Annotated in this window: 23 protein-coding genes, 2 pseudogenes and 1 other annotated feature; of the genes and pseudogenes, 11 read left to right on the top strand and 14 right to left on the bottom strand. The window is 55.9% G+C overall.

Going from position 1 to position 25,575, the window contains the following annotated elements; all coding sequences use genetic code 11:
* Positions 1-591: 591 nt before the first annotated feature.
* On the bottom strand, positions 592-1,296 hold the full coding sequence (locus EOK75_RS06600; RefSeq protein ID WP_137193127.1) for an IS6 family transposase: 705 nt from the start codon (positions 1,294-1,296) through the stop codon (positions 592-594).
* 407 nt (positions 1,297-1,703) lie between these two features.
* Between EOK75_RS06600 and EOK75_RS20785 the strand changes: the two genes are divergently transcribed.
* Complete coding sequence (locus tag EOK75_RS20785; protein WP_168199168.1) at positions 1,704-1,868, top strand: carboxymuconolactone decarboxylase family protein; 165 nt, start codon at positions 1,704-1,706, stop codon at positions 1,866-1,868.
* 38 nt (positions 1,869-1,906) lie between these two features.
* Here the strand turns inward: EOK75_RS20785 and EOK75_RS06615 are convergent.
* Positions 1,907-3,141 (bottom strand): IS3 family transposase gene (locus tag EOK75_RS06615; RefSeq protein WP_137192325.1). Its coding sequence is split into 2 segments (ribosomal slippage): positions 1,907-2,847 and positions 2,847-3,141, totalling 1,236 coding nucleotides; the frame shifts between segments, so codons are not numbered across the junction.
* Positions 2,738-2,854 (bottom strand) — a sequence feature (AL1L pseudoknot). It overlaps the preceding gene by 117 nt.
* A 53-nt stretch (positions 3,142-3,194) precedes the next feature.
* Between EOK75_RS06615 and EOK75_RS21840 the strand changes: the two are divergent.
* A pseudogene (locus EOK75_RS21840) lies at positions 3,195-3,431 on the top strand (carboxymuconolactone decarboxylase family protein); the annotation flags it as partial.
* 131 nt (positions 3,432-3,562) lie between these two features.
* Positions 3,563-3,700, top strand: a pseudogene (locus EOK75_RS06625) (transposase); the annotation flags it as partial.
* A 292-nt stretch (positions 3,701-3,992) separates the two neighbouring features.
* Here the strand turns inward: EOK75_RS06625 and EOK75_RS06630 are convergent.
* The 8 genes from EOK75_RS06630 to EOK75_RS06665 all read right to left on the bottom strand — a co-directional run bounded on the left by EOK75_RS06630 (position 3,993) and on the right by EOK75_RS06665 (position 12,313).
* A complete protein-coding gene (locus EOK75_RS06630) occupies positions 3,993-4,184 on the bottom strand; it encodes a hypothetical protein (RefSeq protein ID WP_137193129.1) in 192 nt (63 codons plus the stop codon).
* Between the two features lie 19 nt (positions 4,185-4,203).
* Entirely contained in the window at positions 4,204-6,300 is a 2,097-nt protein-coding gene (locus EOK75_RS06635) for an acetate--CoA ligase family protein (RefSeq protein WP_137193130.1), read from the bottom strand.
* Positions 6,297-7,457, bottom strand: a complete 1,161-nt coding sequence (locus EOK75_RS06640; RefSeq protein WP_137193131.1) for an acyl-CoA dehydrogenase family protein — start codon at positions 7,455-7,457, stop codon at positions 6,297-6,299. The genes EOK75_RS06635 and EOK75_RS06640 overlap by 4 nt, the downstream gene beginning before the upstream one ends.
* An 18-nt stretch (positions 7,458-7,475) precedes the next feature.
* Positions 7,476-8,273 (bottom strand): ABC transporter permease, encoded by a 798-nt coding sequence (locus EOK75_RS06645; protein ID WP_137193132.1) that lies wholly within the window; start codon positions 8,271-8,273, stop codon positions 7,476-7,478.
* The gene (locus tag EOK75_RS06650; protein ID WP_240794039.1) at positions 8,270-9,112 is read right to left on the bottom strand and encodes an ABC transporter permease; all 843 of its coding nucleotides are present in this window, start codon (positions 9,110-9,112) and stop codon (positions 8,270-8,272) included. The genes EOK75_RS06645 and EOK75_RS06650 overlap by 4 nt, the downstream gene beginning before the upstream one ends.
* 123 nt (positions 9,113-9,235) lie before the next feature.
* The gene (locus EOK75_RS06655) at positions 9,236-10,342 is read right to left on the bottom strand and encodes an extracellular solute-binding protein (RefSeq protein ID WP_137193134.1); all 1,107 of its coding nucleotides are present in this window, start codon (positions 10,340-10,342) and stop codon (positions 9,236-9,238) included.
* A gap of 75 nt (positions 10,343-10,417) precedes the next feature.
* Positions 10,418-11,419, bottom strand: a complete 1,002-nt coding sequence (locus EOK75_RS06660) for an ABC transporter ATP-binding protein (protein WP_137193135.1) — start codon at positions 11,417-11,419, stop codon at positions 10,418-10,420.
* A 3-nt stretch (positions 11,420-11,422) separates the two neighbouring features.
* On the bottom strand, positions 11,423-12,313 hold the full coding sequence (locus tag EOK75_RS06665) for a beta-keto acid cleavage family enzyme (protein WP_137193136.1): 891 nt from the start codon (positions 12,311-12,313) through the stop codon (positions 11,423-11,425).
* 133 nt (positions 12,314-12,446) lie between these two features.
* Between EOK75_RS06665 and EOK75_RS06670 the strand changes: the two genes are divergently transcribed.
* Complete coding sequence (locus EOK75_RS06670; protein ID WP_137193137.1) at positions 12,447-13,529, top strand: GlxA family transcriptional regulator; 1,083 nt, start codon at positions 12,447-12,449, stop codon at positions 13,527-13,529.
* Between the two features lie 22 nt (positions 13,530-13,551).
* On the opposite strand, the gene EOK75_RS06675 is transcribed toward EOK75_RS06670, so the two are convergent.
* The 4 genes from EOK75_RS06675 to EOK75_RS06690 are packed head-to-tail and all read right to left on the bottom strand — an operon-like array spanning position 13,552 to position 17,867.
* Complete coding sequence (locus EOK75_RS06675; protein WP_137193138.1) at positions 13,552-14,493, bottom strand: 3-hydroxyacyl-CoA dehydrogenase NAD-binding domain-containing protein; 942 nt, start codon at positions 14,491-14,493, stop codon at positions 13,552-13,554.
* Between the two features lie 2 nt (positions 14,494-14,495).
* Entirely contained in the window at positions 14,496-15,299 is an 804-nt protein-coding gene (locus EOK75_RS06680; protein WP_137193139.1) for an enoyl-CoA hydratase-related protein, read from the bottom strand.
* 29 nt (positions 15,300-15,328) lie between these two features.
* On the bottom strand, positions 15,329-16,363 hold the full coding sequence (locus EOK75_RS06685; RefSeq protein WP_137193140.1) for an LLM class flavin-dependent oxidoreductase: 1,035 nt from the start codon (positions 16,361-16,363) through the stop codon (positions 15,329-15,331).
* Positions 16,364-16,409: 46 nt separating this feature from the next.
* Positions 16,410-17,867 carry an aldehyde dehydrogenase gene (locus tag EOK75_RS06690; protein WP_205965497.1) on the bottom strand — a complete coding sequence of 486 codons (1,458 nt, stop codon included), beginning with the start codon at positions 17,865-17,867 and terminating at the stop codon, positions 16,410-16,412.
* Between the two features lie 171 nt (positions 17,868-18,038).
* On the opposite strand from EOK75_RS06690, the gene EOK75_RS06695 reads away from it, so the two are divergent.
* The 7 genes from EOK75_RS06695 to EOK75_RS06725 all read left to right on the top strand — a co-directional run bounded on the left by EOK75_RS06695 (position 18,039) and on the right by EOK75_RS06725 (position 25,527).
* Positions 18,039-18,434 (top strand): RidA family protein, encoded by a 396-nt coding sequence (locus tag EOK75_RS06695; RefSeq protein WP_137193142.1) that lies wholly within the window; start codon positions 18,039-18,041, stop codon positions 18,432-18,434.
* 1 nt (position 18,435) lies between these two features.
* A complete protein-coding gene (locus EOK75_RS06700; RefSeq protein WP_137193143.1) occupies positions 18,436-19,239 on the top strand; it encodes an alpha/beta fold hydrolase in 804 nt (267 codons plus the stop codon).
* The gene (locus EOK75_RS06705; RefSeq protein ID WP_137193144.1) at positions 19,236-21,362 is read left to right on the top strand and encodes a CoA transferase; all 2,127 of its coding nucleotides are present in this window, start codon (positions 19,236-19,238) and stop codon (positions 21,360-21,362) included. Before EOK75_RS06700 ends, EOK75_RS06705 begins: the two co-directional genes overlap by 4 nt.
* 23 nt (positions 21,363-21,385) lie before the next feature.
* Positions 21,386-21,988: an amino acid synthesis family protein gene (locus tag EOK75_RS06710; protein ID WP_137193145.1), complete on the top strand. Its 603-nt coding sequence runs from the start codon at positions 21,386-21,388 to the stop codon at positions 21,986-21,988.
* A 229-nt stretch (positions 21,989-22,217) separates the two neighbouring features.
* Positions 22,218-22,976 carry an electron transfer flavoprotein subunit beta/FixA family protein gene (locus EOK75_RS06715; protein ID WP_137193146.1) on the top strand — a complete coding sequence of 253 codons (759 nt, stop codon included), beginning with the start codon at positions 22,218-22,220 and terminating at the stop codon, positions 22,974-22,976.
* A complete protein-coding gene (locus EOK75_RS06720) occupies positions 22,976-23,902 on the top strand; it encodes an electron transfer flavoprotein subunit alpha/FixB family protein (protein WP_137193147.1) in 927 nt (308 codons plus the stop codon). The genes EOK75_RS06715 and EOK75_RS06720 overlap by 1 nt, the downstream gene beginning before the upstream one ends.
* Positions 23,903-24,018: 116 nt before the next feature.
* The gene (locus tag EOK75_RS06725) at positions 24,019-25,527 is read left to right on the top strand and encodes an aldehyde dehydrogenase (RefSeq protein ID WP_240794040.1); all 1,509 of its coding nucleotides are present in this window, start codon (positions 24,019-24,021) and stop codon (positions 25,525-25,527) included.
* Positions 25,528-25,575 lie beyond the last annotated feature (48 nt).

Here is a 25,575-nt window from a genome sequence, read left to right on the forward strand (position 1 = left end):
CTGCGGGCCTGCAATCCTTTGATTATGCATCCCAAGGCTACTCCAGCCGGATGCCGCAGATATGGTTTTGTCTGCATTGATGCTTGGAAATTGTCGCTGATCAACTAAGGATTGCCGCTTATTTGCTGCCCAAATTCGGCGGCGCGCCCCGGAGATTTGCAAAGCAAATCTGCCGCGTGGGGGGCAACATCTTCGTCGCCTCGCCGCAGAATGTGCCAAAACTTCCGCGCGCCGTAAAGTCTGCGGTTGTGGGTCCAAGCCTTATCGATCTTAAGGCTCAGGGCGGCATCAGACTTGGCCCGGGGCCAATGCCCGCTCCGTATCGCGCAAGATGGCACGCCGTTCATAATACGTGCCCTCTCGGCAGAATTGCATTGCAATTCGCCTGCCCGCTGCCCGGCAGTGCATTGAAAATGCACGAGAGGGGGTAACAGAATGGACAAAATACTAAGATCGAACTGTCCCGACTTTACCGCAGGGCAATTGGTCCGTGTTACGCGACCATATCGAGCGTATTCAGGTTTGCATGAGACAGGCCGGCGTTGTCAGACAAATCCGAACCAGCCTCAGCTATGGCGGAGGCTCTCCCTATTACGCCGCGCAAAGGCCGCGCCACTCGTTCAGAGCAGCGGCACGGTTGGTCTTGAAAGTGTCCCGAGAATAGAGGTGACGTTGCTGGTTGAAATGATCGTAGACGGAGGCGTGAACCGAGACAAACTTCTGCAGACCTCGCATGCCCCGAAATCCAAGCATCGCCCGCTCTTGTCGTCGGAAGGGCAAGTGTGAATTCTCAGCGCGGTTGTTTATCCAGCGGCCAGTTTCCTGCCTTTCGACACCACCCGTCTCTTTCAGCGGGGCACCGTATGAGCGGAGCTTATCAGTGACGAAAATCTCAGGCTGGCCATGTTTACGCATTGCTTTTCTGATGAATTTCAGCGCCGCCTTCTTGTCACGACGCTTGGTAACATAGCTTTCCAGAACCTCGCCCTCGTGATCCACGGCCCGCCAAAGATAGTGCTGCTTGCCGTTGATCTTAACGAAGACCTCGTCCAGATGCCAATGCCAGCGGCTCGATTTCAGGTTCTCGATCCGCCGCTTCTTGATTTCCGCCGTGAACATCGGGCCAAACCGAAGCCACCAATATCGGACGGTTTCGTGGCAAACGTCGATGCCCCGCTCGTGGAGCAGATCTTCGACGTTGCGAAGCGACAGTGGAAACCGGACATACATCATCACCACAAGGCTGATGATCTCGGGGCTGGTCTTGAAGTATCGAAAAGGCGAGCGCTTGGTCATGCAGAAAGCCTACGCATCCACCCTGCCCCGCTCAAGCCAGTTTCTTCTGACAGAGACGTTGCGTCGCTCCAGCGGCCCTTGCAGCAAGGAGGCAGAGAATGCCGATGGGGCCGACGCCAGTGACCAGCACGCTGGACCCGGCGGTCACGCCGCCCCGATCGCAAGCATAAACGGCGACAGCGGTGGGTTCCACCAGCGCAGCTTCTTCTTCCGATCTTTATTGCGATCAATGTCGCAACGACGTATCTTTGGCCTTCGGGCGTGCAGTACCACATTCAGAATACTTTGAAAGCCAACGCTACTCGTAAAGAAATACTTGAGGTGATGCAACTGACATCAATCATGGGCATCCATTCCATATCGATGGGTGTCCCTATATTGCTTGAAGAAATTGAATGGAAAAAATAGTGGATAATCAACTTCGAAATGACGGCGAGAAAGTGCGGCGGGAGGTTCTGGGCGATAAATATGTTGATCGCGCCAAGGATCAGGCCAATGAATTTTCCGGTCCGCTTCAGGATTTACTGAACGAATATTGCTGGGGCCAAGTTTGGACGGATACTGCGCTTTGAACCGCCCCTTGTTTGCCGGAGAGCGTTTGTTTCGAATGTTAGGCTGCTTTTTCATTTGGGTTCAAGGTTGCATAGAACATCTCCTCTGCTTCATGCGGCGTGACATATCCGATGGCACTGTGCAGGCGCTTGGTGTTGTACCAATCGACCCATTTCAGCGTTTCCCATTCAAGCTGGCCCATTGATTTCCATGGGCCGAGCAACTTTGTAACCTCAGTTTTGAACAGGCCAATGATGCTTTCAGCGAGGGCATTATCGTAGGAATCTCCCACGGTTCCGACAGATGGATCGATCCCAGCGTCCGCCAATCGCTCAGTGTATTTAATGGACAAATATTGAGATCCGCGGTCGGAATGATGTATCAACCCGCCGCCTTTTTCAGGGCTGCGCTGACAGATCGCCTGGTTCAAGGCATCGAGCACAAAGGCTGTTGTCATCGATGTTGAGACCCGCCAGCCGACGATCCTTCGAGAGAAGACGTCGACAACAAATGCGACGTAAACCATGCCCTGCCATGTGGAAACATAAGTGAAGTCACTGACCCAGAGCTGGTTTGGGGATTGTGCTTTGAATTCGCGGTTCACTTTATCGTCCGGACACGGCTGAGAGGCATCGGGGTTCGTCGTGATGACTGGCTTGCCGCGAACAACGCCCTGTAATCCCATAACTTTCATCAAGCGTTCGACAGTGCATCGGGCGATGTCCTTGCTCTCACGGCGCAGTTGGTGCCAGACCTTTCTGGCGCCATAGCGGCCACGACTTTCATCGTGAACGCGCCGGATTTCCACGCTGTCCGTTACGTCTTGGCGCGCCCTGTTTGAGGCGAGCCGGGGATCTCGTCTGATCGCCGAATTTGCATAGTAGGACGATGGTGCGACCCGCAAAATCTTGCAGATCGACCCGACACCAAAGTCCGTGCGGTAATCTTCAATGAATGAAATCATTTCCTGAACGGGCGGTCGAGTTCCGCCTGAGCAAAATACGCAGAAGCCTTCTTCAGAATCTCATTTGCTTGGCGCAGTTCCCGAACCTCACGCTCAAGCTCTTTGATCCGGGCCTTCTCCTCACAGGTGGGACCGTTGCGGGCACCAGCATCGCGTTCAGACTGACGGCACCATCCCCGCAGGCTATCAGGAGCACAGCCCAGCTTGGGTGCAATTGCCTGATAAGCAGCATTGTCACTGCGATATTCCGAGCGTTGTTCATTGAAAAGCCGAACGCCGCGCGCGCGGAACTCAGCCGTATAAGACGGGATATGTTTGCGTTGTGTCATAAGGGTTATCCTTGGAGAGTTTTACTCTCCGGTAAACCCGGGGCGGTTCACTTGATCGCAAGCAACGCAGTCTCCTTAACCTTGGTATGCTTGCAGCGACAGGCAAAATGCATGAGTTTCGGACCCATTTTCGGGGTGCAATTCGCAATGGACTGACCGAGGAAGAGCTGCAGGCAGCGCTGATACAAATTGCGGTCTACTGTGGTGTCCCTACGGGCGTAGAAGCGTTCAGGGCAGCCAACGATGTTCTTGCTGACCTTAAATCGGAACGCAATTCAGAGAAGGACTGAGCACAATGGTAACAAAGGTTTGCCAACGAAATTCACTACCTTTGGGGCTTTGTTGCGTAGGCTCCAGACCCATTAATCGACTTGAGCCCGTCAGGCTTGCATGATTCAAGCTCCCAAATCTTGGGGGCGTTATGAGCAATCTTTACTGGCTGACGGAAGACCAGATGGCGCGGCTCCGGCCGTTCTTTCCGAAGAGCCACGGCAAGCCGCGCGTGGATGATAGGCGGGTTCTAAGCGGAATTATATTCATTAATCGCAATGGTTTGCCTTAGTGCGACGCTCCGAAAGAGTATGGTCCTGCCAAGACGCTTTTGTGGTTGCCGCCCATATTGCAAGAAGTTTTTGACCCTGTTGGGCTGTGATCGAGTGCGAACTTTTGTCAGGCCTCAAGATACGGCATTTTCAAAAGCCGCGGGCCGGGATGGTGATCAGCGGATCGGGTCCAAATCTCTACACCGAGCTTTCTTACTCTCAGGGTCTTACTGGTTTTCCCTATCCGGATCTGTTCGATCGTTTTGCCCATTCAGGTCGTCGTCTTCTTACACTCCCTTGGCACCGTCGCTAGCAGGTTGACATGAACATCATGCCGAGCCCACCAGCGCCGGATCCCTGTAATCTTCGTTCTTCGTTAGCATCGCCCATATCTGACCACAGAGCGTCATAATCGGCGACAGGGCAATACTGTTCCATAAAGGCAGCAATCAGGCTGCCTTTGATACGCGCCGCGCCGGGCGCCCAAAGCGGTTGTGTCATTTAGCTTTCCTGCGATCTTTCAGGGTTTGATCCGATGTATCAAAGCGTCTACCGCCCTCACCCCATCGTGATAGACAAACAGTGGGTTGATCTCGATCTCAGCGACGGTTCTGGCATGGTCCATCGCGTAATTACCAAGTGCTGCGAGCGTCTGGGACAGACGATCAAGGTCCACCACTGGATTGCCCCGGAACCCGTTCAAAAGCTTGAAAAGCTTTAGCCGAGAGATTGCCCGTTTGATGTCATCCGCACTCGCGGGCAACAACAACGTTTCCGCATCTGCCAACAGCTCAACCAGAATGCCGCCGCTGCCAATTGTCATGGCCAGCCCAAATTGCGCATCGCGGCGAATTCCGACGATCATTTCGACAACCGGTCGCGCAACCATCTGTTCGACCAAAAAGTCATCCGTCACGGCATCAGCGTCATAGGCTTGCACTGCGTCTATCATGGCACAAACAGCCGCTTGCACTGCCGCTGCATCGCCCAACCCAAGTTTCACGGCCCCGGCCTCGGTCTTATGCGCCAATTTTGGACCCATCATCTTCAGCACAACCGGATACCCCAGTTTTTCAGCAGCTCCGGGGGCGCCCGCGCCGTTGACCAGCACCCCTTGGGGCACCGACAGACCAGCCGCGCGCAACAGGTCCTTACCTTCCGCCTCGCTGATCATCTCAATCTCGTCCGGCATCGGTGCAGATAACAGTGGCGCAGGGTCTGCCGCGACAATGCGTGCATGAGCTTGCGCCCAGTCCCGTCCGTGGCTGATCGCGTTCAAGGCCTCGTGGATGCCCTGCATCGGGGCGATCCCCGCAGCCATCAGGGCTGCACGGGTATCCGCGTCCATATTCTCGTGGATTGTCGAGCAGATGGCGGCTGGAACACCTGCCTGCTTTGCTGCCTCGCCAAAGGCTTCGGCATCGGCCAGATAGAAATGTTTGGTCTCGTCCAAACCCTGCGCCGGATAATCTTGAACCAGAATGGCCGCATCGACACCGGCGCGTGCAATCGCTTCGGTAAAGACTGGCAGTGTCCGCTCGGGCTGCCCCCAGATCGGCGTAGTGTAGTCGAGCGGGTTCGAGACGGTTGCGATGTCGGGCAACAGACCTTCCAAGATCTTTTTTGCGTCCGCATCAAACGCGGGATAGCTGAGATTGATGGTTTCCGAGTGATCGGCCAGCATCGCCGCCCCGCCGCCCGAGCACGTGAAGCCTGCTACGCGATTACCCTTGGGCGCCCCGGCAATGCAAAGATATTTCAAGGTCTCTATGAATTGCGACGGGCTGTCGACTGCGATCACGCCACAGCGTTCAAACAGGGCATCATAAAGCTCGTTCGCACCTGATAGCGATCCGGTATGGCTTTGCGTTAGCGCACTTCCAATAGCCGAACGCCCTGTTTTCATGGCGACAATCGGCGTATTATGTGACAACGCCTTTAACGCCATACGTTCAAACCGTGCTACATCTTGTAAACCCTCGATGTGCAGGCCAATTGCTCGGACGGCTGGGATTTCGCACAAAACATCGACAAAATCCTCCATCCCCAGCACCGTCTGATTTCCGGCCGAGATCATATGGGTTAATGGTAAGGAGCGTTGGCTCATCGTGATGTCGGAGGAGAACATGCCGGATTGGGTGATCACCGCCGCCCCATATCCGGGACATGATCCACCATGGGCGAAGGGCCAAAGCGCAGCCCCATCAAGATAGTTGATCATTCCATAGCAATTAGGACCGATCAACGCCATGTCACCCGCAGCCTCTAACAAGGCCTCTTCGCGTTTCACGCCACCGTCACCCGCCTCACGAAATCCGGCGGCATAGCAGACCACACCGCCTACCCCCATGGCTGCGGCTTTGGCAATAACGTCAATGGCCGCATTGGCAGGCACAGCAACAAAGATCGCATCCGGCGTTCCGGGCAGATCATCCAGCGACGCAAAACAAGGCAGCCCCGCCATTTCAGCGCGTTTGGGGTTCACGGGCCATATCTCGCCCGCATACCCGCGACGCTGTGCTTCGTTAATGGCTACCCCTGCATCCGTCCCGCCGATGAAAGCGATTTGACGCGGTCTCAATAGCCGGTTGAAATTCTTGCGCTGTGCTGGGGTCATGCGCCTAGAGGCCTCAGGATTGAACGGGTAATGATATGGCGCTGGATTTCGCTGGTGCCGTCCCAGATCCGCTCAATCCGGCTATCACGCCATAGACGCTGCACAGGCAACTCTTCCATCAGACCCATACCGCCGAAAATCTGCACAGTGTCGTCGGCAACCTTGTTCAGCATTTCGGAGCAATAGACTTTAACCATAGCCGCATCCTGGTCCAGCATCTCACCCGCATCGGCGCGGCGCACCGCGTCCATGACAAGAAGATCAGCCGTGCGCAGCCCGATGAGCATATCGGCCAGCCGGAAACCAGTCGCTTGGAATGTGCCAATCGGCTTGCCAAACTGTTTGCGGTTGGCGGCCCAGTCCGTGGCCAGTTCCATCATACGTTCGGCCTTGCCACAGCAGGTGGCCCCCACCCAGATGCGCCCCATGCCAAGCCATTTACCGGCCAGCTCAAACCCGCGTCCCTCTTCGCCCAAAACCTGTCCGGGCCCGAGGCGCACTTTGTCAAAAACCAGCTCATAGGTTTTATAACCACGGTTGCTGACGCATTTATTGCCTTCGCGGAACGTCACGCCGGGCATGTCGCGGTCCACCAAGAAGGCCGTGATGCGCTTGCGAGGGCCGCGTTTCGTCTCGTCCACACCTGTCACAGCAAACACAATTGCAAAATCGGCCATGGTTGGCGCCGAGATAAAGTGTTTGGAGCCGTTCATTATCCAGTCACTGCCATCAGGCTTGGCCGTGGTTTTCATGCCCATGGCGTCCGAACCCGCTTCGGGCTCCGTAAGGGCGAATAATTCGCGTTTTTCGCCCGTGATGCAGGGCAACAGATAGGTCTCGACCTGATCACCTTCGCAGGCCAAAAGCAGATCAGTCGGGCGCGCGATCCAAGAATGCAACGCATGGCTGGTGCGGCCGAATTCACGCTCGACAATCGCCATCTGCGTATGATTGAGCCCGCCACCGCCGAATCTTTCCGGCTGGTTCATCGCATAAAGGCCCAATTCTTTCGCCTTGGCCACAATATTCAAGCCGAGCTCTTCAGGGACTTCGCCCAAGGTATCAACCAGTGCTTCGTGCGGGATAACTTCGTTCTCAAAGAAGCTGCGGACAGTGTCGCGTAGCATCTCGTTTTCATGGGAAAGAGCGATATTCACGGGATTCTCCTGAAGGTTTTATAGTTCTGCCGCGCGCACCCGACGGCGCGCCAGCATAAGTGAAATGCCAAAGGCGGTGAGCGTGACTGCAATAAGGACCACCGCGGCGGCGGCCACTGTTGGGTCAGTGTTTTCACGGATACCGTTCCACATACGGCGCGGCAGGGTGTAGGTATTGAATTTTGAGATGAATAGCGTGACCACGATCTCGTCCCAGCTAAGGATAAAGGCAAAGAGCCCGCCCGCCAAAATCCCCGGTTTAATCGACGGCACGATCACCCGGCGCATCGTTGTCCAAGCGTTAGCGCCCATATTGCGCGACGCCTGTTCGAGGTTGGGGTCGAAGTTTGCCAAGGACGCGCTGACCGTGATCAACACCATTGGGGTCGCCAAAATGGTGTGCGCCAAGATCAAACCAAGATAGCTGTCCAGAAGGCCAAGTGGAATCCACAGCCGATAGAACGCCATCGCTGAGATGATTTGAGGGATAATCAGCGGCAATAACAACAGCGCCCGCACAGCATCGCTGTATTTTGATGTGATCCGCCACAACCCAATCGAACATAGGGTTCCCAAAAACGTTGCAAACAGCGCTGTGCTGGTCGCGATTACCGCACTTTGATAAAGGCTCGAGAGCCATTCCGAACTTGTGAACAGGTTCGCGAAATGCCGCAACGACAGGCTGTCTTCAGGGAAAGAGAGGAACCGTTTGGGCGTGAGCGAAACGGGGATTGCGACCAGCGCAGGCAGCACCAGAAACGCCAGGAACAGCCAGGCAAGAAAGTCGATTACGCGGGACATTAAAGAACGCTTCATGACGAAGCCCCCCCAAACGCCGTACTAAGCTTCATAAAGCGCGACATGATGTAGAGCAGTGCCATCACACCAAAGAGCATCAGCGCCGCCAGCATCGCAGCCGTGCCCCATTTCAGCGTCACCAAAAGCTGGACAGAGATATATTCAGCCACCATCAACACTTTTCCGCCGCCCAAAATGGCAGGGGTAACGTAAAAGCCGAGGCTGAGAATAAAGACCAACAGCGACGAGGCGACGAGGCCCGGCTTGGTCAGCGGCAGATAGACCTTGCGGAACGTCTGCCCCCCTGTGGCGCCCAGATTGCGCGACGCCTGAATAACACGGGTATCAAGGCCTTGCATATTCGCCAGAAGTGGAAGCACCGCGTAGGGCACCATATAATGCACCATGCCGATCAGGACGCCCAGTTCATTGCGTACAAAAGCAATGGGTTCACTGATGATATTCAGCGCCTCCAAAGAGTTATTCAGCAGCCCATTGGTCCCCAGCAGCATCAACCAAGAAAACGTCCGGACCAGCACCGATATCCAAAAGGAAATGAGCAGCAGCGCAAGCATGGCGTTTTGCTTTTTCTGGTTTGCATGAACCATCGCATAGGCAATGCAATAACCTATCAGCACGCTGAAACCCGTTGTCAGCAGGCAGACCCGTACCGTTGTCCAGATGATACGGGCCAATGAATCACTTGTGATCAGCTTTTCATAGTTTTCCAAACCCGGTGTCGGGTCCGTAAAGCTAAGCCAAAGGATATTAAGGATCGGCCCAAAGTACAGAGCCAGCAGCAGCAGCAGGAAGGGGGCAATAAGCAACCAACCCGGTGCGATGTATTTGCGAAGCATTTGGGGCAAGGGACACGACCTCATTGTTCAGTGAATTCGTCGATCTGAAAGCGGATGAAATACTCAGCCGACCTCAGTACAAAAGACCAGCGAGGCGGGAGAAACAGCCCCGCTGGTTCGGGATTAACTGATGGCTTCAAGATATGCGTTAACCGCATCGCCACCATGTTCGGCCCACCACTCCGGATCGTTAAAGATCACCTTGCCGATGTTCTGTTCCGATGTAATCGCATACGGCATGGCATCTGCCGGGATCTGGGAAAAGGCATCAGGATTGGATGGTGTCATGCCCAGACATGAAAGAATCGCCAACTGGCTTTCAACCGCCTGCGCCTGTGCGATGAATTTCATCGCGTCCGCACCCGCAGGGTTCCCCTTGGGTACGATATAGGCCCCGGGCATTGCGATCGCCTCGTTCATCACCAACTTGAAACGACCGTCTGTATCCTGCTCGATAGAGCGGGCGCGATTTTGCCAGACCATAGCCATCGACACTTCGCCATTAACGATCATCGAATGCGCTTCGGACGCGGAGCCCCAATAGATGGTATCGTCCCGAATTGATTTGATCTTGGTCAGCGCGCGGTCCAGATCCAGCGGGTAAAGCGCCTCTTTGGCCACGCCATCCGCAAGCAAAGCCCCCTCGATCGCACCATTGGCCCATTTATAAAGCGACCTTTTGCCCGGGAATTTGGCGGTGTCAAAGAAGTCCGCCCAGTTGGTCGGCGGCGTGTCACCATAGACTTCGGTGTCGTACATAAAGGCATAGCCATAGAAGACCACCGTAACCCCATGCTCCCATGCAAAGCCTTCCAGAACCTTGGATTTATCCACAACAGAATAGTCAATAGGTTCGAGATGCCCGGTTGCACCAAGAGCGATCGCGTCAAACGCATCCGCATCCGCCACATCCGACGTGATATTCCCGGAATCGACCATAGAGCGAAGCTTGCCCTGCAGCGGGCCAGAGGTATCAATACGCAGCGCGATACCGGTCTTATCGGTGAACGGCTTGCCAATGGCTTCGCCATGGCAGCGCTCGGCATCACCGCCCCAGTTCCACAATACGACCTGATCCGCCGCGGCATGGGCATCGCCCACCATCACGGCCGAGCTGGCTACACCAGCCATCCCGCACATCACCAGGAAAGATCGACGATCCAACTTGCCGGCCTTAAAAGCTTTGGCGCCATCAACGAGCGTTTCCCGCATCATCTTTTGGTCTGTCATCTTAAACTCCCTTATCAAAAAGCTGGGCATCCAGCCCGATTTGCGTGATGCGGTTCGATCCGCATTCATGAGTTATCAGTCTTGCAGTCTGACCATTGCATCCTGCGCCCAGGTCAAGTCGACCTGCTGCCCTTGGATGAAATCATGCCTGCTGCGCCACACGTCCACGTCGACCTCGAAATCATCTTCACCCTCCACGGCGATCATGAATTTCAACATCGGACCGAAATAGGTAATCGAGCGGATCGTACCCGTTAGGCGGGTGTCATCCCCCCCCTGCCCCTGCGGTGCCAGATCAATTTTTTCCGGGCGCAGCGCATAAACGCCGTTATTGTGGTGCAGGAAATTGCTCTTTCCAAGGAAACCGGCAGAGAACCTTGTGTTGGGCCGCTCGTAAAGCTCGGTTGGTGACCCAACCTGCTCGATCATGCCTTGCTGCATGATGACGATCCGGTCGGACATCGACAGCGCTTCTTCTTGGTCGTGCGTTACGAAGATAAAGGTCGTGCCAACCCGGCGATGAATCTCCTTGAGCTGTTCTTGAACCTCGATGCGCAATTTTTTATCCAGCGCACCCAATGGCTCGTCCAGCAGCAGCACAGGGGGCGAGAACGACAGCGCGCGGGCAAGGGCCACGCGCTGTTTTTGTCCGCCTGACAGCTGGTCAGGTTTGCGGTCGCCGAACGCGACCAATTGGACCAGTTCCAACATCTCCTCAACACGCGCAGCTATCTCGGCGCGGGGCCGTTTACGAATTTCAAGCGGATAGGCGATGTTCTGGCGCACAGTCATGTGCGGGAACAGCGCATAGCCTTGAAACACCATGCCAAAGTTGCGTTTTTCGGCCGGCACATTCGCGATCGAGTGACCACTTAGCGAAATATCGCCAGAGGTGACGTCCAGGAATCCTGCGATCATCATCAACAGCGTCGTTTTTCCAGACCCTGAAGGGCCTAGCAGTGTCAGAAACTCGCCTTTACGAATTTCAAGATCAACAGACTTTACTGCCTCGAATGCGCCGAAGCTTTTCGAAAGCTTCGTCAGCCTAAGATTACCGTTGGCATGCCCTGCCTCCATGGTTCAGCTATCCCCCCCGCGCAATTTCAACTTAGTGCGCGCTTCCTGCGCAGTAACCGCACGCCCCCCCATACGCTCAATGATCTCAACGACACGGGTGACAAGCTGGCCATTGGTGGCCAGAACGCCGCGATCCAGCATCAGGTTGTCCTCAAGCCCGACCCGAACGTTGCCTCCCATGGCGACCACAGCAGCAGCCATCGGCATCTGCATCCGGCTAATTCCGAAACCGGCCCAGCTTGCATCTTGCGGCAGGTGGTCTTTCATCACCTTAAGCGTATCAACGCTCTGATCCGCGCCCCATGGAATGCCAAGGCAGATCTGGAACATCGGTGGATCGGCGATCAGACCTTCCTTGACCATCTGGCGCGCAAAGCGAATATGGCCCAGCTCGAACACTTCCATCTCAGGCTTTACGCCCCATTCACGGACTTTCTGAGCCATATGGCGCAAGGTCGGCGGGGTGGAGATATAGATATTATCACCGTCGCCAAAGTTCAGCGTTCCACAATCGAGTGAACAGATTTCCGGCAGGCATTGTTTGATATGGATGAGCCGGTCATCGGCGCTAATCATATCGGTGCCGGGACCAGGCATCGCAGGGTTGTCCGCATCGGGAACCCAGTCCCCCCCCATACCTGCAGTGAGATTGATGACGACATCAGTGCCACTGTCGCGCACCCGGTCGACGACTTCTTTAAACAGCTTGGGATCACGCGATGCTTTACCCGTTTCAGGGTCCCGCACGTGAATGTGGGCAATCGCCGCACCGGCTTTCGCGGCCTCTATCGCGGCATCTGCAATTTCCTTTGGGGTGACAGGAACATGGGGACTGCGCCCTCTTGTATCCCCCGCGCCGGTGACTGCACATGTGATGATTACTTCGTAGTTCACGCTTTCCTCCCATATTCGCTTGCACCGAGAATTCAAGTAAACGGGCGCTGCAACTTCTTTTTTTACGACGTAATTCATGAAGGGGTGGCGTAAAAGAGCTGAGTAATATCATCTCCCCAAGCAAGACTTATCTATGGAAGTTGAAATGGAATCACACACCCACCCATGGCACTGCCTCTTTGTGCTTATCCCCAGATTTAACATGATGACGCTGACTGCATTACTTGAACCACTACGCATTGCGAACTACCTCTCGCATGAGCAGATTTATTCTCATGAATTTTGTTCAATTAACGACGAAACCGTCTCTGCCAGCAACGGCATGCGCCAGATCTGCCAGCCCTTGCCGGAGACGGTAAAGCGCAACACAACAATTTTTTTGCTCGCCAGCTGGGGGGGCGAAGCCTATGCGAACCCAAAGTTACTGGCCTGGCTGCGGCTCCAGAAACGTAACGGCGTTCAAATTTGCGGGGTAGAGATTGGGACCTATATCCTAGCGCGCGCCGGACTCCTCAACCATCACACAGCGACAACACATTGGTCTTATCTCCAGGGATTTCAGGAGAAATTTCCAGAGGTTAAGGCAGTTGAGCAACTCTATACGGAGATGGGCCAGATCATGACCTGCGCAGGTGGTACAGCAGGATTTGACCTCATGCTCAGCTTCATCAGCCGTTACCGAAGCCAGACACTGGCAGGCGAGATCGCCGATCAGATAATGCATCATCCGCTGCGCCCTGCGGCCGCTCCGCAGCGGGTCACCCATGGCAGAGGCGTTGACTCACTGCCACTTGGGGTGCGCGAGGCGGTGCGGATTATCGAAAGGAATATCGAAGACCCATTGCGTGTCGCAGATATCGCCAAAAAAGTTGGCATTTCACAGCGACAGCTGGAACGGCGGTTTGTTGCAAACTTTAACTGCTCGGTCGCGCGGTTTGGGCAGTTGATGCGGCTTCAGCGCGCCCGTGTCCTGCTTGTCTCTACCGATCTAAGTATCAGTGAAATTTCAACGGCCTCCGGCTTCAACACACAGTCGCATTTCAATCTGGTTTTCAAAAAGTGTTTCGGACGAAAACCAAGACACTACCGTATGGCTTGGCCGGACAGCGAAACCGCCCCAAAATGGCCCGGCACGCTGTCGTCCTTTCTCAACTCAGTCCGAAAAACTTCTGATAAGAAAGATAAATGCGTCACGGTCGATCCAGATCGACCGTGACGCATTCTTTTCGAGCCTTGATTCAAGCGCTGTCCCGAAGCGCGTTCAAAATAGCGACAATCTGACGATCGCGCTGTTCGGCCATGGCCTCAAAACCGCGGCCCCCCGCAATAGCGTTGCAGCCGTCCACCATACGATCGCGCAGCGCCTGCGTCAGCTCGGGGGCTTCTAAGCGCGTCCAGGGCAGTTTGAGCGCGGGGCCAAACTGATCCAGATTGGTAGCCATACCCCCCGCCCCGCAGGCGACATGAAACGCCATGCACTGCCCCTGCACCGCCATTCGCGGTGCAGGGCCGTTGATAAGCGCAATATCAATGTCTGCAGGTGTGGCCTCACCATTGGCGACCATATGCAGGGCCTCCCGCCACAGCGCCTCTTGCAGGCGAGTCGCTACGAATCCCGGGATCTCTTTCTTCAACAAAAGCGGTGCCTTCCCCGCGAGCTTGTAGAATTCGCCGGCCCATTCTACCGCTTCCGGGTCCGTCTGTTCGCCACCGACAATCTCGACCAGCGGTAGCAGATAAGGCGGGTTGAACGGGTGGCCAATAACACAGCGTCCGGGCGTGGCGCAGTTTGCCTGAATCTCCGTCATCATTAGACCTGAGGTGGACGATCCGATGACAACACCCTCGGGCACGATTTCGCCCAGCTTCTTATAAAGCGCCTGCTTCATGCCAAGATTTTCAGGTGCGCTTTCCTGAATGAACTGGGCGTCGCGTACGGCCTCTTCAAGGTCGTGAACAATCCTGAGCCGGTCACGCGATGCACCCGGCGCCAGTCCAAGATTGGTCAGGCTAACCCAGGCAGTATCCAGAATCGCCTGAAAGGCCGGCAATTCCTTAGGGTCGTGCAAATACAAGGTAACATCATATCCCCGCGCCAAAAAATGCGCAGCCCAACCACCACCGATCGGACCACCTCCGATGCTGGTGACTTTGGTTACGTCCTGAGGGGCCAAAAACATAATCAACGTCCTTTGAAAATTGGCGCTCGTTTTTCGACGAACGCAGCCACGCCTTCCGCTGAATCTTCAGATTTCAGCATTTTGCGATAAGTGGTCAGGTCTTCACCGCGCATTTTCTCAAACGCGGTTTCAAGCGGTTGGCATTCAATGGCGCGGAGCACTTCCTTTACGCTTTGCATCGCCAGCGGGGCAGATGCCGCGATGGAATCAGCCCATTCACGCGCTGCTTCCATCAGGTTTTCCTTGGGGACCACCTTGTTCACCAACCCGTAATGCGCGGCTTCCTTTGCCGTCATTCGACGTCCCAAAAGGAACATTTCGACAGCGATGTTGTGCGGAATGCGACGAGGAAGCCGTTGCAGAGCACCAGCATCTGGCACAATCCCCAGCGGCATTTCAGGCAAGCCAAACTCCACATGGTCGGCTGCAATTAAAAGGTCACACCCCAGCGCAACTTCAAAGCCGCCGCCAATGACCAGACCGTTCAGCGCGGCGATCACCGGCTTGTTGAGGGTCCAGTTCTCGGTCAGGCCGGCAAACCCTCCGTCGCCATAATCGGCAGTTTCCCACCAGTTATCCAGCTGCATCTCACCGGAATTCAGCGCCTTGAGGTCCCAACCTGCGGAAAAGATTTTATCCCCTTCCGCCGTCAAAATACCCACCCACAGATCTGGGTCGTCGCGCAGTTCAGCGAAGGCCGCTCCCAGGGCCTGGCTCATCGGAATGTCGATAGCATTGACCTTTGGGCGGTTCATTTTGATTTCAAGAACCCGGCCGCGCCGAGTGACTTCAACACCGTTTGTCACGATTTATTCTCCTTAAGTATTTTGCTGATTTAGGCGAATGCCGGAATGACGCGCTCACAGAACAGTTCAAGCGAGCGCTTCTGTTCTTTGTGTCCCAAGCCCAAGCTTGCGTAATATATGAAGCTGTCAACGCCGATAGCTTCATAACCCTTAATTTTCTCGATCACCTGCTCGGGGGTCCCGAACATAAGGTTTTCGGTCAGCATGTCCGCGTCATATTCGGCCCGGTTTTCCAGACTGTCCAACGGGATTTCTTTTGCAAATCCGTTTTCAACATCGCCCAGATTCTTGAAGTAATTCTCGAACTGTCCCAACTGACGGCGTACTGCGGCAAGCGGGACCGCACGATCTTCCGGGCGTTCATAAACCGCTGTATGGCGCATCATCGCGATTTCTGGGCGCTTCTTGCCCGGATTATTCGCAACCGCTTCGTTTAGGCGCGACATATAAAGCTCCGCCTCGCTCATGGGGCGGGTCAAAGGCCAGGATTGGATATTATAGCCATTCTTGACAGCATAATCGAAGGTGATCGGGGCCCGTGCTGCGACCCAGATTGGCATCTCGGCCTGAACCGGCTTGGGTACAGATGTCGCGGTAGGGAACTGCCAAAACTCGCCGTCATGGGCATAATCACCGGCCCAGAGCGCTTTGACCGCGGGCAGCATTTCTTGCATGTAACGCCAGGCATCCGATTGCTTCAGACCCGGATGCATCCGATCAAATTCACGCTGATAGGCCCCGGAGCCGATACCGAATTCCAGACGCCCATTGCTGAGCAAATCGGTCATCGCAGCTTCGCCCGCCAGACGGATCGGGGACCAGTAAGGTGCGACCGCAACAGCTGTTCCTAACCGGATGGTGGTGGTGTGTTCAGCCCACCAAGTCAACAACTGGAACGGGTTCGGGGCGATGGTCATTTCCATCGCATGATGTTCCGCCGCCCAAACAATTTCAAAGCCGCCCTGCTCGGCCATCTTGACCATATCCAATGTGTGGTCACGAACGGTTTTCATATCGAGGGAGGGGTCCAAACGCTCCATATTTATGGCAATTTGAAATTTCATATCTTCTCCATTATCCTCTTTTTTCTGTGGTCGTGGATCAGCGTTTTCAACGCATCACGAACGGGTTTGCCATTGGTTCATCAGATGTGTTCATCCAGATCGTCTTTGGACGGGTGTAATCGTACATGGCCTGAAAGCCGCTTTCGCGCCCGTAACCCGACCCTTTAATCCCGCCGAATTCCGCAATCGGGGACACGGCCCGATAGGTATTCACCCAAACGATACCCGCCCGCACCGCATTGGCGACCCGCAGCGACCGCGCACTGTTGGTGGTGAAAATACCGGCGGCCAACCCGTGTTCAGTATCATTAGCCAGCGCAATCACTTCTTGCTCGGATTTGAACCGCTGCACACAAAGCACAGGACCGAACAGTTCGGTATCAACGATCCGCAAATCCTGACGCGGGCATTCAATAATAGTCGGCTCATAGAACTGGCCAGCCAGGCCTTCGGGGCGTTTACCGCCGGCCAGAACCTTACCACCTTCGGAAATGGCATAGGCGACCTCGCGCTCGATGTTCTCCAGCTGCCCAGCGGTGCAAAGCGGCCCCATCTGGGTTTCTTCCGCCAGCGGGTCACCGATTTTGACGCTTCTGGTGATGGCGATCATCTTTTCGAGAAACGCATCGGCAATATCTTCATGCAGATAAAGCCGAGATCCGGCGACACAGCTTTGCCCCGCCGCCCCAAAAATCCCGGCGATGGAACCGTTCACGGCGCTTTCTATATCTGCGTCATCAAAGACGATAAACGGCGATTTCCCCCCCAGCTCCAGCGAGACTTCGGCAAAGTTGTTCTTGGAATTATCCAGCACATGACGCGCCGCATCCGGCCCGCCGGTAAAGGAAATTCGCGCCACCAGCGGATGCGAGGTCAGTGATTTTCCGCATGGATCGCCATGGCCGGTGACAATGTTGACAACACCCGGCGGAAAACCCGCCTTTTCTATCAGCGAACCAAATTCCAAAATTGCCGCAGATGCGTATTCACTGGCTTTCAGCACCACCGTATTGCCAGCGGCCAACGCCGGGCCGATCTTGACTGCAACCAGGAACAACTGGCTATTCCACGGCACCACCGCAGCAACCACGCCCAAAGGTTCGCGTTTGGTAAAGACAAACAAATCCGGCTTATCGATGGGCAATGTCTCTCCGCTGATTTTATCAGCACAGCCCGCATAGAACTGAAAGAACTCGGCAATATATTTCGCCTGCCAGCGAGTTTCCTTAAGCATTTTACCGGTATCGATGGACTCTGTGCGGCCCAAAGCCTCGGATTGATCGGCCAGAAGATCCGCCAGATTGCGCAGGCACTTCCCCCGTGCGCTTGGTGTCATCTCGGCCCATGGTCCGCCCAGAAAAGCACGGTTGGCAGCCTGAACAGCGCGGTCCACATCTTCTGCAGTGGCCTCAGGCACTTCGCTCCAGATATCTCCGGTTGTCGGATTGATACTGGTGAATGTCCCGCCATCGGATGCAGGAACCCATTCACCATCTATCAACATTTTATACTTTTGAATGTCGCTCACTGCGGAATCTCCCCTGTTGCTGGGATGATCCTGAGTGAGGTCCCAGATCGAAACTTGCGTTTTTTCGCCATCGCATGACGGCAAAACCATAATTGCGACGCGGCGGATGCGGTAGTTTCGGTGAAATGCTGCTCAGGGAGGTGCGCCATGACAAAACAGGTAATCGGGGGGCCACTGGTCATTGATGGGCGCAAGCTGTCCCTGTCTCGCGCCATTCGGGCAGGGGATTTTATTTTTCTAACAGGCCAAATTCCGATGCAGGACGGCGTGCCGATGACACGCGGCAGCATCGAAGAGCAGACCAGAGCAATTCTTGAGGACATTAAAGCCACGCTGGCAATGGCGGGCTGCGAAATGCACGACGTGGTCAAGGCAATGGTCTGGCTGTGCGATCGCACCGATTTTGCCGGGTTCAACGCGGTCTATGGTGAATATTTTCCGATTGAACCGCCGACCCGTTCGGCCATCGTCAGCGATCTTCTGGTTGACGCGCGGGTTGAGGTCGAAGTTGTGGCTTACAAGCCCCTGAAAGCCGGAGGTTGAGATGATCAACGGCACTGCAGTTCAAAGATTGGGCCCCAAGGCGGCTCCGGCGGTTGTTCTGATTCATGGCCTGGGACTGAACCGGGACTGTTGGCAATGGACCACGCCTGCGCTGCTGGCCGCAGGGTATCAGGTTATCGCCTATGACCTCTATGGCCACGGTCAAAGCGATCCGCCGCCCGAAACACCATCGCTGACGCTGTTTTCCCACCAACTTTTGGCGGTGCTGGATCATTTTGGCATTCAAAAAGCAGCAATCACCGGATTTTCCTTGGGCGGCATGATCGCGCGGCACTTTGCGCAAGAACACCTTGACCGAACCACCGCTATCGCCATCCTGCATTCTCCCCACCGGCGGACGCCTGAGGCACAGCAGGCGATCGTAGCACGCGTCGTTCAGGCCCGCCTTGACGGCCCTGCCGCCACCATAGAGGCCGCGTTGGAGCGTTGGTTTACGCAAACATTCCGGCAGGCGCACCCCGAAACGATGGCTCTAGTGCGCAGCTGGGTGCTGGCCAATGACCGCGCGATCTATCACACGGTTTACCGCGTGCTGGTGGATGGGATCGACGAAATCACCGCGACACAGCCACCCATCAGCTGTCCTGCGATGGTGATGACCGGCGACGAAGATTACGGCAACGGCCCCGAGATGTCCCAAGCCATCGCTGCCGAAATCCCCGGCGCCGAAATACATATCCTGCGGGGCTTGCGCCACATGGCGCTCGCCGAAAAGCCCGATGCGGTGAACACACCGCTTGTCGCATTCCTGAACACAATGATTTCGCGGGGAAACGCTGCATGACCACTCAATCTGCTCCAAACGGTATTTTACATGGCATTCGGGTGCTTGATCTATCGCGAATGCTGTCCGGTCCCTATTGCACGATGATGCTGGCCGATCACGGGGCAGAAGTCATTAAGATCGAGGAGGCGGGGGGCGATACCAGCCGCAACAATGGCCCTTACCGCGATGATGATCCTGACCATGAATGGGCAGGGTATTTCGTCAGCCTCAACCGTTCCAAGAAAAGCGTCGTGCTGGATCTCAAGTCCGACAAAGGCAAAGCAGCGCTTAAACAGCTTGTCGCTAACGCTGATATTCTGGTCGAAAACTTCCGCCCCGGCGTGATGGAGCGCCTCGGGCTTGGTTATGAAACCCTGGCGGAGGTCCGACCCGGGCTGGTCTATGCGGCGATCCGCGGTTTTGGCGATCCGCGATCGGGCGCCAGCCCCTATGCCGACTGGCCCTCTTATGACATCGTGGCGCAGGCGATGGGTGGCATTTTGTCCCAAACCGGGCCAGATGCAGACACGCCAACCAAGATCGGTCCGGGCGTCGGCGATGTCTTCGCCGGGATGATGATGAGCTTTGGGATCATGGCCGCCCTGCGCCAGGCCGAAGCAACCGGTAAGTCACAATTCGTTGATGTGGGGATGTATGATGCCATCCTAAGTCTGTGCGAACGCGCGGTCTATTTTCATGATATCCAAGGCACAGTGGCCGGGCCAGAGGGCAATGAGCACCCGTTCCTTGCACCCTTTGCCTTGTACCCGGCGCGGGATGGTCAGGTCGCCATCGGAATTGTCGATGACACGTTCTGGCGTGCCCTGACGCGAGCGATGGGCACGCCCGATCTGGCCGATGACCCACGCTATGCCACCCGCGCCGACCGCACCGCGCATCGGCGCGGCATCAACGATCTGGTCGCAAGCTGGACGGCTCGGCACAGCAAGGCGCAGCTGGCAACCCTACTGGGCGGTGTCGTACCCTTTGGCCCACTCAACACCATTGCCGATATCGTCGCCGATCCGCATGTAGCGGCGCGCCGGATGCTGACGCAGGTGCCGCACCCCAATCCTGCCGCCAAACCCTGGACCGTCGCCGCCAATCCGCTACGCTTCACCGGCGCACCATTGCCGGCGGCCCGCACGCCTTCGGCACTCGGCGCGGACACGCAAACCTATCTTGCCGAACCAGCCCCCGTTCCAATGTCGGACGAGGAAAAGCGGTCTCTGCGAAATGCGTTCGGCGCATTCCCCACAGGGGTCACTGTCGTGACCACCCGTCAACCCGACGGCACGCCGCGCGGGTTCACCGCCAATTCCTTCACTTCGGTATCGCTTGATCCGCCAATGCTGCTGATCTGCATCGCCAAGAATGCGTATAGCTGCGAAACGTTTATGGCCGCAGATCATTTCGCCGTAAACATCCTGAGTGAAGATCAAAAGAATGTCTCCGGTCTTTTCGCCTCTCGGCAGCCTGACAAGTTTGAAAACGCCGACTGGTACGCGGGCCATGCCGATATGCCCGTCATCAGCGGATCACTCGCCAGCCTTGTCTGTTCACAGGAAAAGTCAGTGGATGCAGGGGATCACATCATCCTGATTGGGCGGGTCGAGGATTACGCCACCAATGTCGGCGCGCCTTTGGGCTATCACGGCGGGTCTTATTTCCGGGTTGGGGCCGAAGACCCGCTTGTTAAGGCCGCAGCGCGCGCCAGCAATGTACGGATCGGTGCAGTTCTGCGCCGTGATCAGGAAATCATGCTGCTCAAAGCCGCCGATGGCACGTTCGCTTTGCCCTGTGCGCCCGATGGCACCCATAGCCACGAAGGATTGCTGGCCTATCTGACGGATCAGGGGCTGCAACCCGGGCCTCAAACACTTTACGCCGTTTATGAAGACACCGCTGCAGGCGCAACCGGCATCTTTTATCATGGCACCATGCAAGGTAACGCGTCCGCCTCTGCCGAGTTTGCCCCCATCAATGCCCTCCCTTTTGACCGGATCAGTAACGCGTCGGAGAGAAGAATGTTGCAGCGCTATGCCAAGGAATACGAGCACGGCAGCTTTGGCATTTACCAGGGCAATCAAGACACCGGCACCGTTCATCAACTGGCCCCGGTCACCCCGCAAACACGATAATACCACTTCAAAAGGAGACGACTATGCTTCCCGAACTCAGAAAAATTGTGACCTTTGACGAAGATATCTACCGCGATGGTGAAAAGGCCGCCGATCCGGTGCTGCGCGTCATTGGCGTTGCCGCCGTCGTCCGCAACCCGTGGCATGGCAAAGGCTATGTCGAGGATCTAGGCCCGGAAATCAGCCGCATGGGGCCGGTTCTGGGAAAGGTCCTGACCGATCGCTTGATCGCGCTGGTCGGGTCCGGCGATGCGATTGAAGCTTATGGTAAAGCTTGTGTGGCTGGCACCGATTGCGAACTGGAACATGCATCGGCCTTGATCCACACGTTGAAGTTTGGAAATTTCTACCGCGAAGCGGTCGGTGCAAAAACCTATCTTGGCTTTACCAACACACGCGGCCCGGCCAACATCCAGATCCAGATCCCGCTAATGGACAAACATGACTCCGGTCGCCGGTCGCATTATTTGACGTCGCAGTTCTCGATCTACGACGCACCGGCGGCAGATGAGCTCGTGGTCGCCCTCGGCGCCTCGACCGGTGGACGCCCGCATCACCGGATCGGGGATCGCTACAGCGATCTTGAGGATTTGGGCCGCACTGTTGCGAACCCGGCAGACGTATAACAGCAGCCTTAGCACAACATCATCAGATCGGGCGGATTTACGGTGCATCCGGCGGATGCCCGGACATTCGTAAAACCGCCCATCTCACAACGGCCTGAGGCCCGATGGTATCAAATGATGCACGGAAATTCTCATGTAGCCGCGCAAAAACATCCATTGGAAGCCCGGACCGGCACACACCTGAGACAGGTGCAGCAGGTGTGTCCTGCCTCAAAACGGAGACCGCAAAATGAAGGTACTGGTACCTGTCAAACGTGTGATCGACTACAACGTGAAAGTGCGCGTGAAAGCGGACGGATCGGGGGTAGACCTCACCAATGTGAAGATGTCGATGAACCCGTTCGACGAAATCTCCGTCGAACACGCTATCCGCTTAAAAGAAACCGGTCAGGCCGATGAAGTCGTGGTGGTTTCGATCGGCGTCAAACAGGCGCAAGAAACCCTGCGGACAGCCCTGGCAATGGGCGCGGACCGGGCGATCCTAGTTGTAGCCACCGATGACGTACATCACGATATTGAACCACTGACCGTTGCCAAGATCCTCAAGGGGATCGTTGATGAACAACAGCCGGGTCTGGTGCTATGCGGCAAGCAAGCGATAGACAATGACATGAACGCAACCGGCCAGATGCTCTCGGCACTGCTCGGCTGGTCGCAAGCGACTTTCGCCTCAAAAATCGAGATCGAAGGCGACAAGGCCAAGGTCACCCGCGAGGTCGACGGCGGACTGCAAACCATCGAAGTCAAGATGCCCAGCGTCGTGACTGTCGACCTCCGGCTTAACGAGCCACGCTATGCCTCCTTGCCCAACATCATGAAGGCCAAGAAAAAGCCGCTAGATGAAAAGACACCGGGCGACTACGGCGTGGAAATCTCAAGCCGCCTGGAAATCGTAAAGACAGTCGAGCCTGAAGCCCGTGCTGCAGGCATCAAGGTCGGCTCGGTTGATGAACTGGTAACGAAACTCAAAGATGCGGGGTGCGTGTAATGGCCGTTCTTCTCCTATCAGAAGTGACTGATGGAAAACTGGCAATGGATGCAACAGCAAAAGCTGTGACTGCTGCCAGGCAACTAGGTGACGTGACCGCGCTGTGCTGTGGTACCCATGCTGCCGCCGCGGGCGAAAGTGCCGCTACGATCGACGGTGTGTCCAGGGTGCTGGTCGCAGAGGACGCCTCGCTCGGTCACCGTCTGGCCGAATCCACCGCCGCGCTGATCGTCAGCCTCGCCGGTGACTATGAGCACATCGTCGCCCCCGCCACGACCGATGCGAAAAATGTAATGCCCCGCGTCGCGGCGCTGCTTGACGTGATGATCATCTCAGACGCTTCTCGCGTGATTGACGGCGATACATTCGAGCGGCCAATCTATGCCGGAAATGCCGTGCAAACCGTCAGATCAAAGGATGCGAAAAAGGTCATTACATTCCGCACCTCGACCTTCGAGGCGGCCAGTGACGGTGGCGCGGCTTCGCTCCAAACTATCAATGTCCCCGAAACTCCGGGCCTCAGCTCTTGGGTCGAAGACAAGGTCGCCGCAAGCGATCGCCCCGAGCTGACCTCGGCCGGTGTGGTCGTCTCGGGTGGTCGCGGTGTCGGCTCCAAAGAGGATTTCGCACTGATAGACAGGCTCGCGAACAAGCTCGGCGCCGCCGTCGGTGCCTCGCGTGCCGCCGTCGATTCCGGCTATGCCTCGAACGACTGGCAAGTCGGCCAGACCGGCAAGGTTGTTGCCCCCGCGCTCTATGTCGCGGTCGGTATTTCCGGTGCAATCCAGCATCTTGCCGGCATGAAAGACAGCAAGATCATCGTTGCGATCAACAAGGACGAAGAGGCGCCGATCTTTCAAGTTGCCGATTTCGGCCTAGTTGCGGATCTTTTTGAGGCCGTGCCGGAACTGATCGAAAAGCTCTAATTGGCGATACTAAAACAATCTGTGCCGACAGCGCCGCAGAACGAGTTGATCCGGACGGACAGTAAACGCGCCACAACTGTGCCCGCGCTAAATCAGCACAGCGAGACGATTTGCGCGTGACACGCGCCAACCTCACAAAGGAGCCTCAGGTGAAACGTTATGGACTTTACATAAATGGCAGCTGGAGCGATCCGGACACAGGTATATGGTTTGACACCCAAAACCCCTATACCGGCGAAGCTTGGGCAAAAATCGCACAAGGGAATGCAGCGGATGTAGACCGCGCTGTTGCCGCAGCAAAGGCCGCCTTCGAGGGAGTTTGGGGCACAATGAAGCCCACTGAGCGGGGCAAGCTTCTGGTCCGTCTGGCCGAGTTGATCGAACGGGATGCCGCCCGTCTAGGCGGGCTGGAAGTATGCGATAATGGTAAGCTGATCGCCGAGATGGGTGCCCAGACCAAATATATGGCGGAATGGTATCGCTATTACGGCGGTTTAGCCGACAAGATCGAAGGCGCGGTGATCCCGACCGATAAACCCAATATCCTTAATTTTACCCGGTATGAACCCCTTGGGGTCGTGGCGCTGATTACACCGTGGAACTCCCCCCTGCTGCTCTTGGCATGGAAGCTGGCCGCAGCACTGGCGGCAGGCAATACTACGGTGATCAAACCGTCAGAATTCACGTCCGTCTCGACCCTTGAATTCATGTCACTGTTTGCAGAGGCGGGATTCCCTCCCGGTGTCGTCAATGTAGTGACCGGCTTCGGGTTAGAAGCCGGTGCGCCGCTGGTCGCACATCGCGATGTGGAAAAGGTAGCGTTTACAGGCTCCGACATCGCAGGCCAGAAAATCTATGAAGCGGCAGCGCGCAAAATCATGCCGGTTACTCTGGAATTGGGTGGCAAATCCCCCAATATCGTGTTCGCGAATGCGAATTTTGAGGCCGCCATCATGGGCGCGATCTCCGGCATCTTCGCTGCGAGCGGCCAAACCTGCATCGCCGGTTCGCGCCTACTGGTCCAACGATCAATTCACGACAAGTTCGTCGCGAGATTGGTCGAAGTCGCAGGAGCTGCTAAAATTGGTGATCCGATGTCGACCGAAACCAATGTGGGGCCAATAACGACGCGGCCGCAATTCCAAAAAGTACTCGACTATATCGACATAGCCAAAGACGAGGGGGCGACCTGCGTGTTGGGCGGCAAGCCCTATACAGGCAAAGGTGCCCAAGGCGGTCAGTTCATTGAACCTACGATTTTTACTGGCGTAACCAATGACATGCGCATAGCCCAAGAAGAAGTGTTCGGGCCTATTCTATCAGTTATTCCATTCGAGGATGAAGCTGAAGCCATAGAAATTGGCAATGACATCGACTTTGGCCTCGCAGCCGGCGTCTGGACCAGTGATATCGGTTGTGCCCTGCGCATGTCTGAGCGGCTGCGTGCAGGAACCGTCTGGGTGAATACCTACCGCGCAGTGAGCTTCACCTCGCCCTTTGGCGGCTACAAGCGTTCAGGCGAAGGTCGCGAAAGCGGGAAAGATGCAATCAAAGAGTTTCTTCAGGTCAAATCCGTCTGGATTGCCCACGAAACCACACCTCAGAACCCTTTTATCATCCGATAAATCGGCCCCTGTTAATTATCTGCCGGTCAGCACAATCAGCAACACGAC

This window comes from Pseudorhodobacter turbinis, from assembly GCF_005234135.1.
Taxonomy (GTDB): Bacteria; Pseudomonadota; Alphaproteobacteria; order Rhodobacterales; family Rhodobacteraceae; genus Pseudorhodobacter; species Pseudorhodobacter turbinis.

What these genes read in the sequence shown, in the direction of transcription:
- EOK75_RS06600 (WP_137193127.1), bottom strand. Translation starts at nt 1,296, where the DNA reads ATGACCAAGCGCTCGCCTTTTCGATACTTCAAGACCAGCCCCGAGATC.
- EOK75_RS06630 (WP_137193129.1), bottom strand. Translation starts at nt 4,184, where the DNA reads ATGACACAACCGCTTTGGGCGCCCGGCGCGGCGCGTATCAAAGGCAGC.
- EOK75_RS06635 (WP_137193130.1), bottom strand. Translation starts at nt 6,300, where the DNA reads ATGACCCCAGCACAGCGCAAGAATTTCAACCGGCTATTGAGACCGCGT.
- EOK75_RS06645 (WP_137193132.1), bottom strand. Translation starts at nt 8,273, where the DNA reads ATGAAGCGTTCTTTAATGTCCCGCGTAATCGACTTTCTTGCCTGGCTG.
- EOK75_RS06650 (WP_240794039.1), bottom strand. Translation starts at nt 9,112, where the DNA reads ATGCTTCGCAAATACATCGCACCGGGTTGGTTGCTTATTGCCCCCTTC.
- EOK75_RS06655 (WP_137193134.1), bottom strand. Translation starts at nt 10,342, where the DNA reads ATGACAGACCAAAAGATGATGCGGGAAACGCTCGTTGATGGCGCCAAA.
- EOK75_RS06660 (WP_137193135.1), bottom strand. Translation starts at nt 11,419, where the DNA reads ATGGAGGCAGGGCATGCCAACGGTAATCTTAGGCTGACGAAGCTTTCG.
- EOK75_RS06670 (WP_137193137.1), top strand. Translation starts at nt 12,447, where the DNA reads ATGGAAGTTGAAATGGAATCACACACCCACCCATGGCACTGCCTCTTT.
- EOK75_RS06675 (WP_137193138.1), bottom strand. Translation starts at nt 14,493, where the DNA reads ATGTTTTTGGCCCCTCAGGACGTAACCAAAGTCACCAGCATCGGAGGT.
- EOK75_RS06685 (WP_137193140.1), bottom strand. Translation starts at nt 16,363, where the DNA reads ATGAAATTTCAAATTGCCATAAATATGGAGCGTTTGGACCCCTCCCTC.
- EOK75_RS06690 (WP_205965497.1), bottom strand. Translation starts at nt 17,867, where the DNA reads ATGTTGATAGATGGTGAATGGGTTCCTGCATCCGATGGCGGGACATTC.
- EOK75_RS06695 (WP_137193142.1), top strand. Translation starts at nt 18,039, where the DNA reads ATGACAAAACAGGTAATCGGGGGGCCACTGGTCATTGATGGGCGCAAG.
- EOK75_RS06700 (WP_137193143.1), top strand. Translation starts at nt 18,436, where the DNA reads ATGATCAACGGCACTGCAGTTCAAAGATTGGGCCCCAAGGCGGCTCCG.
- EOK75_RS06705 (WP_137193144.1), top strand. Translation starts at nt 19,236, where the DNA reads ATGACCACTCAATCTGCTCCAAACGGTATTTTACATGGCATTCGGGTG.
- EOK75_RS06710 (WP_137193145.1), top strand. Translation starts at nt 21,386, where the DNA reads ATGCTTCCCGAACTCAGAAAAATTGTGACCTTTGACGAAGATATCTAC.
- EOK75_RS06715 (WP_137193146.1), top strand. Translation starts at nt 22,218, where the DNA reads ATGAAGGTACTGGTACCTGTCAAACGTGTGATCGACTACAACGTGAAA.
- EOK75_RS06720 (WP_137193147.1), top strand. Translation starts at nt 22,976, where the DNA reads ATGGCCGTTCTTCTCCTATCAGAAGTGACTGATGGAAAACTGGCAATG.